10 protein-coding genes are annotated in these 14,320 nt (G+C 78.6%); 3 read left to right on the top strand and 7 right to left on the bottom strand.

The window, feature by feature from the left end:
- Positions 1–84: 84 nt before the first annotated feature.
- The 7 genes from mraY to mraZ all read right to left on the bottom strand — a co-directional run bounded on the left by mraY (position 85) and on the right by mraZ (position 8,941).
- The gene (mraY, locus tag ACI79X_RS03825) at positions 85–1,164 is read right to left on the bottom strand and encodes a phospho-N-acetylmuramoyl-pentapeptide-transferase (RefSeq protein ID WP_457024093.1); all 1,080 of its coding nucleotides are present in this window, start codon (positions 1,162–1,164) and stop codon (positions 85–87) included.
- Positions 1,161–2,600 carry a UDP-N-acetylmuramoyl-tripeptide--D-alanyl-D-alanine ligase gene (locus ACI79X_RS03820; protein ID WP_457024092.1) on the bottom strand — a complete coding sequence of 480 codons (1,440 nt, stop codon included), beginning with the start codon at positions 2,598–2,600 and terminating at the stop codon, positions 1,161–1,163. Before ACI79X_RS03820 ends, mraY begins: the two co-directional genes overlap by 4 nt.
- Positions 2,597–4,141 carry a UDP-N-acetylmuramoyl-L-alanyl-D-glutamate--2,6-diaminopimelate ligase gene (locus tag ACI79X_RS03815; protein WP_457024091.1) on the bottom strand — a complete coding sequence of 515 codons (1,545 nt, stop codon included), beginning with the start codon at positions 4,139–4,141 and terminating at the stop codon, positions 2,597–2,599. The genes ACI79X_RS03820 and ACI79X_RS03815 overlap by 4 nt, the downstream gene beginning before the upstream one ends.
- Positions 4,142–4,275: 134 nt before the next feature.
- A complete protein-coding gene (locus ACI79X_RS03810) occupies positions 4,276–6,324 on the bottom strand; it encodes a peptidoglycan D,D-transpeptidase FtsI family protein (RefSeq protein ID WP_457024090.1) in 2,049 nt (682 codons plus the stop codon).
- Between the two features lie 2 nt (positions 6,325–6,326).
- Positions 6,327–7,070 (bottom strand): hypothetical protein, encoded by a 744-nt coding sequence (locus ACI79X_RS03805; protein ID WP_457024089.1) that lies wholly within the window; start codon positions 7,068–7,070, stop codon positions 6,327–6,329.
- A complete protein-coding gene (gene rsmH / locus ACI79X_RS03800) occupies positions 7,067–8,071 on the bottom strand; it encodes a 16S rRNA (cytosine(1402)-N(4))-methyltransferase RsmH (protein ID WP_457024088.1) in 1,005 nt (334 codons plus the stop codon). The genes ACI79X_RS03805 and rsmH overlap by 4 nt, the downstream gene beginning before the upstream one ends.
- Before the next feature lie 435 nt (positions 8,072–8,506).
- Complete coding sequence (gene mraZ, locus ACI79X_RS03795) at positions 8,507–8,941, bottom strand: division/cell wall cluster transcriptional repressor MraZ (RefSeq protein WP_457024087.1); 435 nt, start codon at positions 8,939–8,941, stop codon at positions 8,507–8,509.
- 350 nt (positions 8,942–9,291) lie between these two features.
- Here mraZ and ACI79X_RS03790 point away from each other — a divergent pair, with 350 nt between their 5' ends.
- Genes ACI79X_RS03790 through ACI79X_RS03780 form a run of 3 tightly spaced genes read left to right on the top strand, consistent with a single transcriptional unit; the run spans position 9,292 to position 14,129 of the window.
- Positions 9,292–10,275 carry an AAA family ATPase gene (locus ACI79X_RS03790; RefSeq protein ID WP_457024086.1) on the top strand — a complete coding sequence of 328 codons (984 nt, stop codon included), beginning with the start codon at positions 9,292–9,294 and terminating at the stop codon, positions 10,273–10,275.
- A gap of 3 nt (positions 10,276–10,278) precedes the next feature.
- Positions 10,279–11,664: a DUF58 domain-containing protein gene (locus tag ACI79X_RS03785; protein ID WP_457024085.1), complete on the top strand. Its 1,386-nt coding sequence runs from the start codon at positions 10,279–10,281 to the stop codon at positions 11,662–11,664.
- Positions 11,661–14,129: a transglutaminase family protein gene (locus tag ACI79X_RS03780; RefSeq protein WP_457024084.1), complete on the top strand. Its 2,469-nt coding sequence runs from the start codon at positions 11,661–11,663 to the stop codon at positions 14,127–14,129. The genes ACI79X_RS03785 and ACI79X_RS03780 overlap by 4 nt, the downstream gene beginning before the upstream one ends.
- Positions 14,130–14,320 lie beyond the last annotated feature (191 nt).

Genomic DNA, 14,320 nt, shown 5'->3' with positions numbered 1-14,320 from the left:
CGCCGCTGACGGCGCGCCGGACCGGCAGCGCCCCCGCGTGTCGCGCCGGTCCCCCGCCCGGCCTCCGGGTACGGGCCGGTGCGTTCACAGGCCGGTGATGGACAGCCAGTCGGCGTAGAACAGGCCCAGCCCGAAGGCGACGGCCATGCCGGTGACCAGCCAGAACCGCACGATGACGGTGTTCTCCGCCCACCCGGCGAGCTCGAAGTGGTGGTGCAGCGGGGCCATCCGGAACACCCGGCGGCGGGTGGCGCGGAAGAAGGCCACCTGGATGACCACCGACAGCGTGACCGCGACGAAGAGCCCGCCGAGGACGATGAGCAGCAGCTCGGTCCGGGTGACGATCGCGATGCCGGCCATGAGCCCGCCGAGGGCCAGCGAGCCGGTGTCGCCCATGAAGATCCGCGCGGGGCTGGTGTTCCACCACAGGAAGCCGAGGCAGGCACCCATCGCCGCGGCGGCCACGAGCGTGACGTCCAGCGGGTCGCGCACCTGGTAGCAGCCGTCGACGGCGGCCGCGGCGCAGTCGTGGGTGAACTGCCAGAAGCTCATGACGACGTAGGCGCCGAACACCATGGCCGAGCAGCCGGCGGCCAGCCCGTCGAGGCCGTCGGTGAGGTTGACGGCGTTGGAGAACCCGGCGATGAACAGGTAGGCCAGCACCACGAAGCCGATGGCGCCGACGAACAGCGGCTCGATGTCGCGGACGTAGGACACGGACTCCGACGCCGGGGTCACGCCCGCCTCGTCAGGGAAGTTCAGCGCGAGCACCGCGAAGGTCAGCCCGACCACCAGCTGCCCGACGAGCTTCGCCGTCTTGTTGAGGCCGAGGCTGCGGCGGTGCCGGATCTTGAGGTAGTCGTCGAGGAACCCGACGGTACCGAGGCCCACCATCAGGAACAGCAGCAGCAGGCCGGTGGCGGTGACCCCCCGCCCGGGCTGGCCGATGAGGAACAGGTGGGCGAGCAGGTAGCCGGCCACGGTCGCCCCGACGATGACGGTGCCGCCCATCGTGGGCGTGCCCTTCTTCGACAGGTGCGACTCGGGGCCGTCGTCGCGGATCTCCTGGCCGAAGCCGCGGCGCCGGAACGCCCGGACGGCCAGCGGCGTGGCGAGGATGGAGATGACCAGCCCGAACGCCGCGGCGATGAGGACGGACTTCACGCGCCTGCCCCGGCGTCCAGCAGGTCCGCGGCGAGGACCTCCAGCCCGTGGGACCGGCTGGCCTTCACCAGCACGACGTCACCGGGCACCAGCACCTCCGAGAGGAACGCGAGAGCGGCCGCCCGGTCGGGCACCGGGACGGCGGTGCTGCCCGGGGTGGTCCCGGCCTGCGCCCCGCCGCCCTCCCCGTGGCGGGCACCGGCGGCCGTGGCACCCGTGACTACTCCTACCGCATCGGGCCCGACGGCGACGACCAGGTCGGCACCCGCGGCGACCGCGTCGCGGCCCAGCCGCTCGTGCTCGGCGCCGGCATCGGGGCCGAGCTCGGCCATCCCGCCGAGGACGGCGACCCGGCGGCGGGCCGGCATCCCGGCCAGCGCGGCGAGGGCGGCGCGCATCGACTCGGGGTTGGCGTTGTAGGCGTCGTTCACGACGGTGACGCCGTCGGCCCGGCGGGTGACCTCCATGCGCCAGCGGCTGCGCGGCGTGGCCTGCGACAGGGCCGCGGCGACGGCGGCCGGCGTCATGCCGAGGGCCAGCGCGGCGGCCGCGGCCGACAGCGCGTTGGCCACCTGGTGCTCGCCGACGACCTGCAGCGCGACGGGGTGCTCCTCGCCGCCGGCGAGGAGGGTGAACCGGGCGCGGGCGCCGTCGTCGAGGGTGACGCCGGTGGCGCGCACGTCGGCCCCCTCGGCGCGGCCGGTGGTGACCACGCGGGCGCGGGTGCGCGGCGCCATCCCGATCACCCGGGGGTCGTCGGCGTTGAGGACGGCGGTGCCGGTCTCCGGCAGCGCCTCGACGAGCTCGCCCTTGGCCCGGGCGATGACGTCGGCCGAGCCGAACTCGCCGAGGTGCGCGGAGCCGACGTTGAGCACGACGCCGACGTCGGGCCGGGCGACGGCGCACAGCCGGGCGATGTGCCCGAGTCCGCGGGCACCCATCTCGAGCACGAGGAAGCGGGTGCCCTCGTCGGCGTCGAGGACGGTCAGCGGCAGGCCGATGTCGTTGTTGTACGAGCCGGGCGGGCTGACCGTGGGCCCGGCGACGGCCAGCACCTGCCCGAGCAGGTCCTTGGTGGAGGTCTTGCCCGAGGAGCCGGTGAGGCCGACCGTCCGCAGCCCGGCGGCGGCGAGCCGGCGGTGCACCTCGGCGGCGAGCCGGCCGAGCGCGGCCACGGTGTCGTCGACGACGAGCGCGGGCAGCGGGCCGCCGGGGCGCGTGGTGAGCGCGGCGACGGCCCCGGCGCCGCCGGCGGCGGCGAGGTAGTCGTGCCCGTCGACGCGCTCGCCGGCGACGGCGACGAACAGCGCGCCCGGCGTCACGGCGCGGGAGTCGAGGGTGACGGCGGTGACCGTGGCGCCGTCGGCCGGCACGGCAGCGCCCGGCAGTTCGGCGCCGACGGCCTGCGCGACCTCGGCGAGGGACAGGGCGATCACCGGCCGGCCGCCCCGGCGGTCGTCGCGGCGAGCACCTCGCGGAGCACGGCGCGGTCGTCGAACGGCGTCACCGTGCCGGCGACCTCCTGCCCGGACTCGTGTCCCTTCCCGGCCACCAGGACGGTGTCGCCGGGGCGCGCCAGCGCGACCGCGCGGGCGATCGCGGCACGGCGGTCGCCGACCTCCTCGACCGCGTCGCGGCGGTCGGCGGGCACCCCGGCGAGGACGGCGGCGCGGATCGCGGCCGGGTCCTCCGAGCGGGGGTTGTCGTCGGTGACGACCACCAGGTCGCTGCCGGCCACGGCTGCTGCCCCCATCGCCGGTCGCTTCCCCTGGTCGCGGTCTCCCCCACAGCCGAGCACGGTGATCAGCCTGCCCCGGGTGGACGCGCGCAGCGCGGCGAGCGCGGTGGCGACGGCGTCGGGGGTGTGCGCGTAGTCGACGACGGCGGTGAACGGCTGCCCCGCGTCGACGGGCTCCATGCGGCCGGGGACGACGGTCGCGGCGATGCCGGCCAGCGCCTCGGCGACCGGGACGCCGACCGCGTCGAGCAGCGCGACGGCGAGGACGGCGTTGGTGACGTTGAACCGGCCGGGCAGCCGCACGCTCGCCGGCCAGGAGCCGCCGGGGCCGCTGACGGTGAAGGTGGACCCGCCGTCGGGGGCCGGGGCGACGTCGGTGGCGGTCCAGTGCGCGGGGGCGCCGTCGGCGGAGACGGTGACCGCCCGCTCCCCCAGCATCCCGGCCAACCGGCGGCCGGCGTCGTCGTCGACGACGACGACCTCGCGCGCGGCGCGGCCGTCGAACAGCAGCGCCTTCGCCTGGAAGTAGTCCTCGAGGTCGCGGTGGAAGTCGAGGTGGTCCTGGCTGAGGTTGGTGAACCCGGCCGCGGCGAAGGTCACCCCGCCGACCCGGCTCTGCACCAGCGCGTGGCTGGAGACCTCCATGACGACGGCGTCCACGCCGGACTCGGCCATCGTGGCCAGCAGCGCGTGCAGCACCGGCGCCTCGGGGGTGGTGCGCACGCTGGGGAACGCCGTCTCGGTGCCGCCGGCGCGGGTGCGCGACTGCACGGTGCCGATGAGCCCGGTGCCGCGGCCGGCGGCGGCGAGACCGGCCTCGACCAGGTAGCTCGTCGTCGTCTTGCCGTTGGTGCCGGTGATGCCGATGACCGGCAGCCGGCGGGCCGGCTCGCCGTAGACGCGGGCGGCGACGTCGCCGAGGCGGCCGCGGGGGTCGTCGACGACGCACACCGGCAGCCCGGTGGCGGCGGCCTGCTCGCGGCCGGCCGGGTCGGTGAGGACGGCGACGGCGCCGCGGCCGGCGGCGTCGGCGGCGAAGCGGGCGCCGTGCGTGCGGGCGCCCGGGAGGGCGGCGTAGAGGTCGCCGGGCCGGACCTCGGTGGAGGCGAGGGTCACGCCGCGGACCTCGGTGGCGGGGTCGCCCTGCACGGGGTCGCCGACGAGGTCGGCGAGCGCGGCGAGGGCCTGCGGGCGGGTCCCCCGGGGCCGGGGCACCGACCCGGTTCCGGTCGGGGTCACGTCGGGCCAATCTACCGGCGGACGCCTCCGGCCCCGCGCACCCGCGCCCCGCGCGCCGGGCCCGGCGTCGGTCCCGCCCCCGGCCCCGCGCCGGCCCGCGGCGGGCCCGCCGTCAGCCGCCGGCGGGGCCGCCGTCAGTCGCCGGCGGGCGCGCCGGCCGCGGCCCCGGGCAGGTCCTCGCGGGTGATGGCGAACTCCGGCCGGGCGGTGCCGGAGGGCACGACGCCGGCGTCGGTGAGCACGTGGCGCATGACGTCGGCGAACACCGGCGCGGCCACCTGCCCGCCCTCGGCGGAGCTGCTGGGGCGCTCGAGGTCGACGGCCACGACGTACTGCGGGTCGTCGGCCGGGGCGAACCCGACGAACGTCGTCACGTAGCCGCCGCCGTCGTAGCAGTTGCAGTCCGGGTTGGCCCGCTGCGCGGTGCCGGTCTTGCCGGCCACGCGGTAGCCCTCGACCTGTGCCAGCGGCGCGGTGCCGCCGGGGCCGACGACGGCCTCGAGCATGTAGGCGAGGTCGTCAGCGGTCCGCTCGCTGACGACGCGGACCGGCTCGGGCGCGTCGGGCGTGCTCACCGTGCCGTCGGGCGCGGTCACCGAGGAGACCACCCGCGGCGGGATGCGCACGCCGCCGTTGGCGATGGCCTGGTAGACCGAGGCCATCTGCAGCGTGGTCACCGACACGCCCTGGCCGATCGGCACGTTGGCCGCGCGGCTCTCGGTCCACTCGGCGGAGTCCTGCAGGATGCCCGCGCTCTCGCCGGGCAACTCGACGCCGGTCTCCTCCCCCACGCCGAAGGCCCGCAGGTACTCCTCCAGGCGCTCGTCGCCCACCTCGCGGGCCAGCATGATCGTGCCGACGTTGCTGGACTTGGCGAGGATGCCGGTGACCGTCCAGTCCACCGGCGCGTGGTCGTGGGCGTCGGTGACGACGACGTCGCCGGCCTGGATGTGCCCGTTGACGTTCAGCACGGTGTCCGGCTCGGCCACGCCCTCCTCGAGCGCGGCGGCCAGCGTCACCGCCTTCATGACCGAGCCGGGCTCGAAGACGTCGGAGACGACGGGGTTGCCGAGCAGCTCGGGGTCGGTGCGGCCGGCCTGCGCGGGGTCGTAGCCGGGGCAGGAGCCCATGGCCACGACCTCGCCGGTGTGCACGTCGAGCACGACCGCGGAGGCGCGGGTGGTGGCGCCGTCGGCGCAGGCCTGCGCGAGCCGCTGCTCCATCACGAACTGCACGTCCTGGTCGAGGGTCAGCTCGACGGTGCTGCCGTCGACGGCCGGCGTCGACTCGTCGATGCCCGCGGGGATCGGGTTGTTGCCGCTGCCGACCTCCACCCGCCGGTCGCCGTCGGTGCCGGCGAGGATGTCCTCGAAGCGCAGCTCGATGCCGCCGAGGCCGGTGCCGTCGCGGCCGGTGAACCCGACGACCTGCCCGGCGACCATGCCGGTCGGGTACAGCCGCACGGGGTCGTCCTCGAACAGCACGCCGGCCAGGCCCAGGTCCTGGATGGCGTCGACGGTCTCCGGCGGCACCTGGCGGGCCAGCACGACGTAGCGGCCGTCGCCGCTGAGCTGCTCGGTGAGCTCGTCGACCGGGACGTCGAGCAGCGCCGTGAGCGCGAGCGCGGTGCGCTCCGGGTCCTCGACGGCCTGCGGGTCGGCGGTCACGCGGGAGGCGTCGACGGTGTAGGCGAACGGGTTGCCGTCGCGGTCGAGGATCGCCCCGCGCAGCGCCGACAGCGGGTACTCGGCCAGGCGGCTCTGCTCGGCGCGGTAGGCGAGGTCGGACCCGTCGACGCCCTGCAGCCACACCAGCCGGGTGGTGACGACCAGCAGCGGGACGACGACGAGCACCAGGCCCCACCACAGGCGGGCCGGCCCGATGGTCAGCGCGCGGCCGCTGTGCCGGCGGCCGGCGGGGCGCCGCGGCTCGAAGGCGCCGGAGCGGGCGGCCCCGCCGCCGCGCGGGCCGCCGCCGCGCGGGCCGCCGGCGCGCGGTGCGCCGTCGCGGGAGGGCACCGGCCGCGGGACGGAGGCCGGGCGGGGGCGGGAGCCGTCCCGGGGGACGCCGGCGCGCGGGGTGCGGGCGCCGCGGGGATACGGCGCCCCGTCGCGGCCGAGGTCGCGGGGCCGCTCGCGCGGGAGGTCGCGACGGCGGTCGCGCGGGGGATCGCTCGGACCCACGGTCAGCCTCCGTTCCCGGCGGGCGGTGCGGTCTCGGGCGCGGGCGCCGGCTCGGGGGTGCCGCGCAGGGTGGCGGTGCCGTCGGGGCCGATGACCAGGTAGGCCGCGGCGCCCGCGGGGACCAGCCCGGCGGCGGCGGCCGCGGCGGCGAGCTGCGCGGGCGCGCCGCCCTGGACGACCTGCCGCTCGAGCTCCTGCACCTCCTCGGCCTTCTCGGCGTTCTCGGTGCGCAGCTCCCCCGCCTGCAGGGAGTTCACGGCGATCGCGGTGTTGAGGACGAGCAGCGCGATGGTGGTGGCCACCAGCAGCACGACGACGAGCAGCACGAACGGCGCACGGCGGGTGCCGGCGCCGGCGCGGACGAGGCCCGCCCCGCCGGTGAGCAGCCGCAGGTCCGGCACGGCCGGCACCCGCGGCGCGGGCCCGGTGGCGCGGGGGGACCCGCCGCGGACCGGCCGGGAGGGCAGGCCGCGCACCGGCCGCGAGGGCAGGGCGCGCAGCGAGCGGGCGGCGTGCCCGGAGCCGGTGGTGGCCCGGGCCGCCGTCGGGGCAGCCGTCGTCTGCTTCGCCCTCGCCGGGGCCTTCGCCGTCGTCGGAGCCTTCGCCGTCGTCGGGGCCCCCGCCGTCGTCGGAGCCCCCGCCGTCGTCGGGGCCTTCGACGTCGCCTTCGGCGTGGCGGTCCTCGGGGGCGCGGGCGGGACGGCGCGGGCGGCGCCGTCGCGGGGCGCGCGGGCCGCGGCGCTCACGCGGCCCGCCGGATGCGCTCGGCGGCGCGGACGCGGGCCGAGGCGGCCCGGGGGTTGGCGGCGACCTCGGCCTCCGAGGCGGCCTCGCCGCCACGGGTGAGCAGCCGCAGCACCGGCCCGTACTCGGGCAGCCGGACCGGGAGCTCCGGCGGCGTCCGGTCGGTGGCGAGCTCGGCGAGGGTCTGCTTGACGATCCGGTCCTCGAGGGAGTGGAAGGTGATGACGGCGATGCGCCCGCCCACGGCGAGGGCGTCGAGTGCCGCCGGCAGCGCCCGCCGGAGCACGCCGAGCTCGTCGTTGACCTCGATCCGCAGCGCCTGGAACGTCCGCTTGGCGGGGTTGCCGCCGGTGCGGCGGGTGGCGGCGGGGATGGAGTCGCGCACCAGGTGGGCGAGCCGCTCGGTGCCGGTGAACGGCGCGCGGGCGCGCTCGCGGACGATGGCGCCGGCGATCCGCGAGGCGAAGCGCTCCTCGCCGTAGACGCGCAGGACGCGGGTGAGCTCGGCGGCGGAGTAGGTGTTGACCACGTCGGCGGCGGTCCGCGGCGCGCCGGGGTCCATGCGCATGTCCAGCGGGCCGTCGGTGGCGTAGCTGAAGCCGCGGTCGGCGCGGTCGAGCTGCAGGGAGCTGACGCCGAGGTCGAAGAGCACCGCCTGCACCTCGTCGATGCCGAGGCGGTCGAGGACGTCGGGCAGCTCGTCGAAGACGGCCGGCACGAGGGTGGCGCGGTCGGCGGAACCGGCGGCGGCGATGCGGGCGGTGGCCTCCGCGCGGGCGTCCGGGTCGCGGTCGAGGCCGACCAGCCGCAGGCCGGGGTGGGCCCCGAGGAGGGCCAGCGCGTGGCCGGCCAGGCCCAGGGTGGCGTCGACGAGGACGGCGCCGTCGGTGGCGCAGGCGGGGCCGAGCAGCTCGGTGACGCGGTCGAGGAGGACGGGCACGTGCACCGGGGACGGTGCCGCCGAGTCCTGCGGCGCGGGCCGCGGTGGCTCGGGCGTGCTCATCGTCGGTCTCCTCGGGTCGGGCTCCCGCGCGGGGACGGGCGTCGGCGGGACGCGCGTGCTGCACATGGTGGCGCGGACAGCGGGTCGGCTGGGGGAGCTCGGCGGGCGTGCCGCGCGACCGGTGGGGCGCCGGGGGCGGGCGCGGGCCGCGGGGAGGGGTGCCGGGAGCCGGGGAGGTCGCGCGGGGGCGGCGACCGCGGGTGGGGCCGGGTGGGGAGGGTGGGGTGGAGTGGGGTCCCCACCCCCCGCGAGGCCCGCCTGGCGCCGGGGAAGTGCGTCAGGAGGACCCCGCGGGGGGTGGGGCCGGGTGCCGGTCGCGGTGCCGCTGCGGCGGACCGAGCCGCGGGGAAGGCGGTTCGGGCCGCATCCGGTCGAGCCGCGGGGAAGACGGCTCGCGACGGTGCGCGGCTGCCGGGGCGACCGGCGGCACGGGGTTCAGGAGAGCGTGGGCATCCCCTCGCTCTCCATGGCGGCGAAGACCGCCTCCTGCTCTGCCTCGTAGGCGTCCCACGCGGCCTGGTCCCAGATCTCGAAGCGGGTGTCGACACCGACCACCACGACGTCGCGGTCGAGGCCGGCGTACTGGCGCAGGCTCGCGGGGATGGTGATGCGGCCGGCCTTGTCGGGCTCGACCTCGACCATCGAGCCGAAGCTCAGCCGGGCGCGCATGCGGGCCTCGGCGGTGTCGGCGGGGGCCATGCTGGCGGCGGCGCGGCTCTGCTCGGCGACCCGGGCCATGGTGAGGCCGTAGACGCAGCGCTCCTGGCCCTTCTTGATCACCATGCCGTCGGCCACCTGCTCGCGGAACCGGACGGGGAGTGCGAGCCGGCCCTTCTCGTCGAGCCGCAACGAGTAGCTGCCGACGAACACCGGATCACCTCCCCCATGTGGTCCTCCTCGTGTCCACCGCGGACCCGGGACGGGCCCTGGCTCCCCACCGCGCCACACACTAACCCACTACGCCCCACCGGACACCACTCGACACCATGTCGTGACCGGTTCCCCCCACACCTCCCCGTGCAGGTCAGCGGCCGGTCGGGGCGGGTGGGGCGGCCGGTGGGGCGCGGTGGGGCCTCCGGTGGGGAGCGGTGGGGCACGGGAGCGGCCCGCGGGCCTGCGGGAGGAGCCGGGAGCGCGTCCCGGTGGGGAGCCGGGCGGGACGCGGACGGCGCGGTCCGCGGAGCGGCTCCGCCGCCCCGCGGGCACGTACCGTGGGCCGGGTGACCGACACCATGCGTGCGGCGGACGGGACGGCGGGGCTGCCGGTCGACGTCGCGGCGGAGGGCGCGCGGATCGCCGCCAACGTCTCCCGGGTCGTGCAGGGCAAGCCCGACGTCGTCCGCCTGGCGCTGGTCGTGCTGCTCGCCGAGGGCCACCTGCTCGTCGAGGACGTGCCCGGCACCGGCAAGACGACGCTGGCCAAGGCGCTGGCGGCCTCGATCGACGCCAGCGTGCGCCGCATCCAGTTCACCCCCGACCTGCTGCCCAGCGACGTCACCGGCGTGGCGATCTACGACCAGGAGACGCGCGCCTTCGAGTTCCGGCCGGGCGCGGTGTTCGCCAACGTCGTCGTCGCCGACGAGATCAACCGGGCCTCGCCGAAGACGCAGTCGGCGCTGCTGGAGTGCATGGAGGAGCGGCAGGTCACCGTGGACGGCGTCAGCTACGAGCTGGCCCGGCCGTTCCTGGTGATGGCCACGCAGAACCCGGTGGAGATGGAGGGCACCTATCCCCTCCCCGAGGCCCAGCGCGACCGGTTCACCGCGCGGGTCTCCATGGGCTACCCCGACCGCGAGGCCGAGGTCGCCATGCTCGACGACCGCGGCACCGGCGACCCGCTCGCCGAGCTGACGCCGGTCGCCGACGCCGCCACCGTCCGCGCGCTCGTGGCCGCCGTCGGCACCCTGCACGTCTCCGACGCCGTCCGCCGCTACGTCGTCGCCCTGGTCGAGGCCACCCGCCGCTCCCCCGACCTGCGGCTGGGCGCCTCGCCGCGGGCGGGCCTGCAATTGCTGCGCACCGCCCGGGCCGCCGCGGCGCTCGCCGGCCGCGACCACGTGCTCCCCGACGACGTCCAGGCCATGGCGCTGCCGGTGCTCGCCCACCGCCTGCTGCTCACCGCCGACGCCGCCGCCGCGCGGCGCACCGCGGAGCAGGTGGTCACCGGGCTGCTCGGCTCGGTGCCCGTGCTGCGCGGGCGCTGAGCGGTGGCGGGCCAGCTCCGGAGCGCGCTGACCTCGCTCACCCTGCGCGGCCGCTGCCTGGTCGCCGCGGGCCTGACGCTGCTCGCCCTGGGCGCGCTGCTCGGCGAGCGGCCGCTGGTGCAGATCGCGGTGTTCCTGCTGGCGCTGCCGGTGCTCTCGGCGGTGCTGGTGGCCCGGCAGCGCTTCCGCGTCGCGGTCCGGCGCACGGTCACCCCCGCCCGCGTGCCGCGCGGGGAGGACGCCGACGTGCTCCTCGAGGTCACCAACACCGACCGGCGCACCGGCCGGCTGTGGCTGCTGTCCGAGCAGCTGCCCGAGGGCGCCGGCCGCTCCCCCGGCTTCGTCGTCGAGCGGCTGCCCGCCGGGCGGACGGCGGCGCTGCCCTACCGGGTGCACGGCGGGCGGCGCGGCCGGTACCGGCTCGGCCCGCTGCGGCTGCGGCTGGTCGACCCGTTCGGCCTGGTGCAGCGCACCACCAGCGGCACCGACGGCGCGCCGCTGCTGGTCGTCCCGCGGGTGCGGCCGCTGGGCCCCGGCGGGCCGGCCGGCGGGCACGGCGGCGGCGGGGAGGGCGCCCGCCGCTCGATCGCGGTGCACGGCGAGGACGACGTGAGCACCCGCGCCTACCGGCACGGCGACGACCTGCGCAAGGTGCACTGGCGGGCCACCGCGCGCACCGGCGAGCTCATGGTGCGCATGGAGGAGAAGCCGTGGCGGGCGCAGGCCGCGCTGCTGCTCGACACCCGGGTGCGCGCCCACCTGCTCACCCGGGCCGCCGGTCCGGGTCCGGCCGCCGCGCCGGTCCCCGGCCCGCCCGGTGACCCCGCGCCGCCGCCGGACAGCCTCGAGTGGCTGGTCGAGGCCGCGGCCAGCATCGGCGGCTCGCTGGCCCGCCGCGGCGCGGTGCTGCGGGTGGTGACCGCCGAGGGCGAGCTGACCCCCGGCGAGGGGGCGGCGGGCCTGGGTCCCACCGAGCTGCTCGACCGGCTCGCCGTGCTCGGCCCCGCGCGCGGCTCCTCGCTCGCGCCCGCCGTCGACCTGCTGCACCGGGTGGCCGGCGACGGGCCCGTCGTGGCGCTGCTGGGCGCGGTCGCGCCCGACGACCTCGCCGAGCTGGTCACCGCGCGCTCGGGCCCGCACTCCGACGTCGCCGTGCTGCTCGACGTCGCCAGCTGGGCCGACCCGGGCGGGCGCAGCCGCCGGTCGCTGTCGGCGACGTCGCGCGCACACCTGGCCGCGCAGGTGGAGGAGTCGGCGTCGCTGCTGCGCGGCGCGGGCTGGCAGGTGGCCGTCGCCGGGGCCGGCCGCGGCGTGGAGGCGGTCTGGGCCGACCTCGCCGCCCAGCGGAGCACGGGTCTGCGGGCCGGCGGGATCGGGGTGCCGGCATGACCGCGCTCGCCCCGCCGCCGGCCGCTCCCCCGGCACCCGCCCCGCCGCCGCGGGTGCCGGTCGCGCGCCGCCCCGCACCGCGCCGGCCGGAGGGGACGCTGCGCCGCGAGGGCGGCACGACCGCCGCGGCCGCCGTCGCCACCGCGCTCGGCGCGTGCGCGCTGTTCCCCGTCTTCACCCGCCCCGACTGGCTGCCGCCCGCCCTCGCCGCGATCGCCGTCGTCGCGCTCACCGGCCTGGTGCTGCGCGCGGCCGGCCCGGCGCTGTGGATCTGGGCGTCGGGCGGGCGGGTGCTGCCCCCGCGCGCCGCGGCCGCCGGTGTGCCGCTGGTGCCGCTGGGCCAGCTCGCCGCCCTCACGTGCCTGATGACCGCGCTGTTCGCCCCGGCCCGGGCGGTCGGCGGGTGGCTGCCGACCCCGCGCAGCCTCGGCTCGCTCGGCGCCGTCCTGACCGCGGGGTCGGCGGAGATCCGCGAGCAGGCCACGCCCGCGCTGCCGCTGACCGGGCTGCTGGCGCTGACCGTCCTGCTGGTGGGGATGGTCGCGGTCGCCGTCGACCTGGTCGCCGTCGGCGGGCGGCAGCCGGCGCTGGCCGGGCTCGGCCTGCTGGTGCTGTTCTGCGTGCCGGTCAGCACCGTCACCGGCGACGTCGGGCTGGTGGCGCTGGCCGCCCCGGCGGCCGGCCTGGCGCTGCTGCTGTGGGCCGACCAGTCGCGGCGGCTGGCCGCGCGCACCGGCCGGGCCGGCGGGGGCCGGGGTCGGGGGCACGGCCCCGGCTCGGCGGCCGCGGCGGGCACCGCGCTCGCCGCGCTGGTGGCGGCGCTGGTCGTCGGCAGCGTCGTCCCCACCCTTCCCGAGGGGCGGCTGGCCTCGGGCTTCGGCCCGGGCGGCGGCGGGGGCGCCACCGGGACGGCGCTGGACCCGGCCGCCGCGCTGCAGGGGCAGCTCACCCTCCCCGAACCGATCGACCTGCTGCGGGTGGACGCCTCGGTCGACGACCCCGGCTACCTGCGCGTGGTGACGCTCGACCGGTACACCGCCGAGGAGGGCTGGACCACCGGCAACCTCGACGGCGAGGCGTCGGTGGCCCAGCCCGACCCGCTGGCGCCGCTGCCCGGGCGCCGCGACGGCCGCCCGGTGGAGGCCACGATCACCGCGGTCGGCCACGACGACCGGTTCCTGCCGGTCCTCACCTCCCCGCTCACCGTGGACATCGCCGACGCCGAGGCCTGGCGGTTCGACCCGGTCACCGGCACCGTCTTCGGCCGCGACACCACCACCGCCTCGGCCGGCTACCGGGTGACCGCGGTGGAACCGCGGCCGACCGAGGACGAGCTGCGCGCCGCCGCCCCGCTGCGCGCGGACGACCCGGTGCGCGAGCGCGACACCGCGATCCCGCCACTGGCCCCCGAGGTCACCGACCTGGTCGCGCAGCTGACCGCCGGCGCCGCCTCGCCCTACGACGCCGTCCGCTCCATCCACGGGTGGTTCTCGCGGGAGAACGGCTTCGTCTACAGCCTGTCCACCGCGCCGGGCACCACCGGCGACGACCTCGCCGACTTCCTGCGGCTCAAGCAGGGGTACTGCGAGCAGTACGCCGGGGCGATGGCGGCGATGGTCCGCGAAGCCGGCATCCCGGCGCGGGTGGCGCTGGGCTACACCCCCGGCCGCATCCAGCCCGGCGGCGAGCGGCTGATCACCAGCTCCGACGCGCACGCCTGGGTGGAGGTCTACTTCGACGACCTGGGCTGGATCCCGTTCGACCCCACCCCGATCGACACCGACCGGGCCGTCGAGCTGCCCTGGGCGCCGCGGCCGACCCCGCAGGAGGACGCGCAGACGCCGGACGGCGCCCCGGCGGTGCCCGCCCCGGCGCCGGTCGTGCCCGCGCCGCAGGTGGACCGGGTCGACGGCGGCGGGATCACGACGGGCCTGCCGGGATCGCGCGACACCGGCTCGGGCCGGCCGGTGCTGGTCGCCGGCGGCGTGCTGCTCGGGCTGGCCGCGCTGCTGGGCGCTCCGGCCGGGGCCCGCGCGCTGCAGCGGCGCCGGCGCCTCGCCGACGGCGGACCGGCGGCGCTGTGGGACGAGCTGGCCGCCACCGCGCGCGACCTCGGCCTGCCGTGGGACCCGGCACGCACGCCGCGGCAGCAGGCCGCGGGCCTCGCCCGGACGCTGGAGGGCGCGGCCGGCGCGCACCGGGCGGGCTCGCCGGGCGCGGCCGGGGCGGTCGAGCGGCTGGCCCGCGCGGAGGAGACGGCCAGCTACGGCCGCCCCGGCGCGGCGCCGGGCGATCCGACCGCCGCCGAGGCGCTCCGGGCCGCGCGGCGGGGGCTGTCCGCCGCGGTGCCGGCGCGGGTGCGACTGCGGGCGCTGCTGTGGCCGGCCTCGCTGGCCGACTCCCTGGGCGGCGGGCTCGCGGACCGGCTGCGGGAGCGGCTCCCCCGCCGCCGCTCCGCCGCCTGACCGCCCGGCGTCCGGCCCGGCCCCGCCGCCGTTCCCCACCGGCCCCGCCGCCGTCCGTCCGGCGCGGCGCGACCGCCGTCCGTCCGGCGCGCACCGGCCTCGCCGTGTGGGGGGGGGGGGGGGGGGGGCGGCCGCGGGGGGGGCGCGGCGGGCCCGGGGCGGTCCGGGGGGACCGCCGCCGGGCGGCGCCC

The sequence above is a fragment of the Geodermatophilus sp. SYSU D01119 genome, from assembly GCF_054049975.1.
The sequence above is the reverse complement of the archived record's forward strand: the minus strand, read 5'-3'. Positions and strand labels throughout refer to the sequence as shown.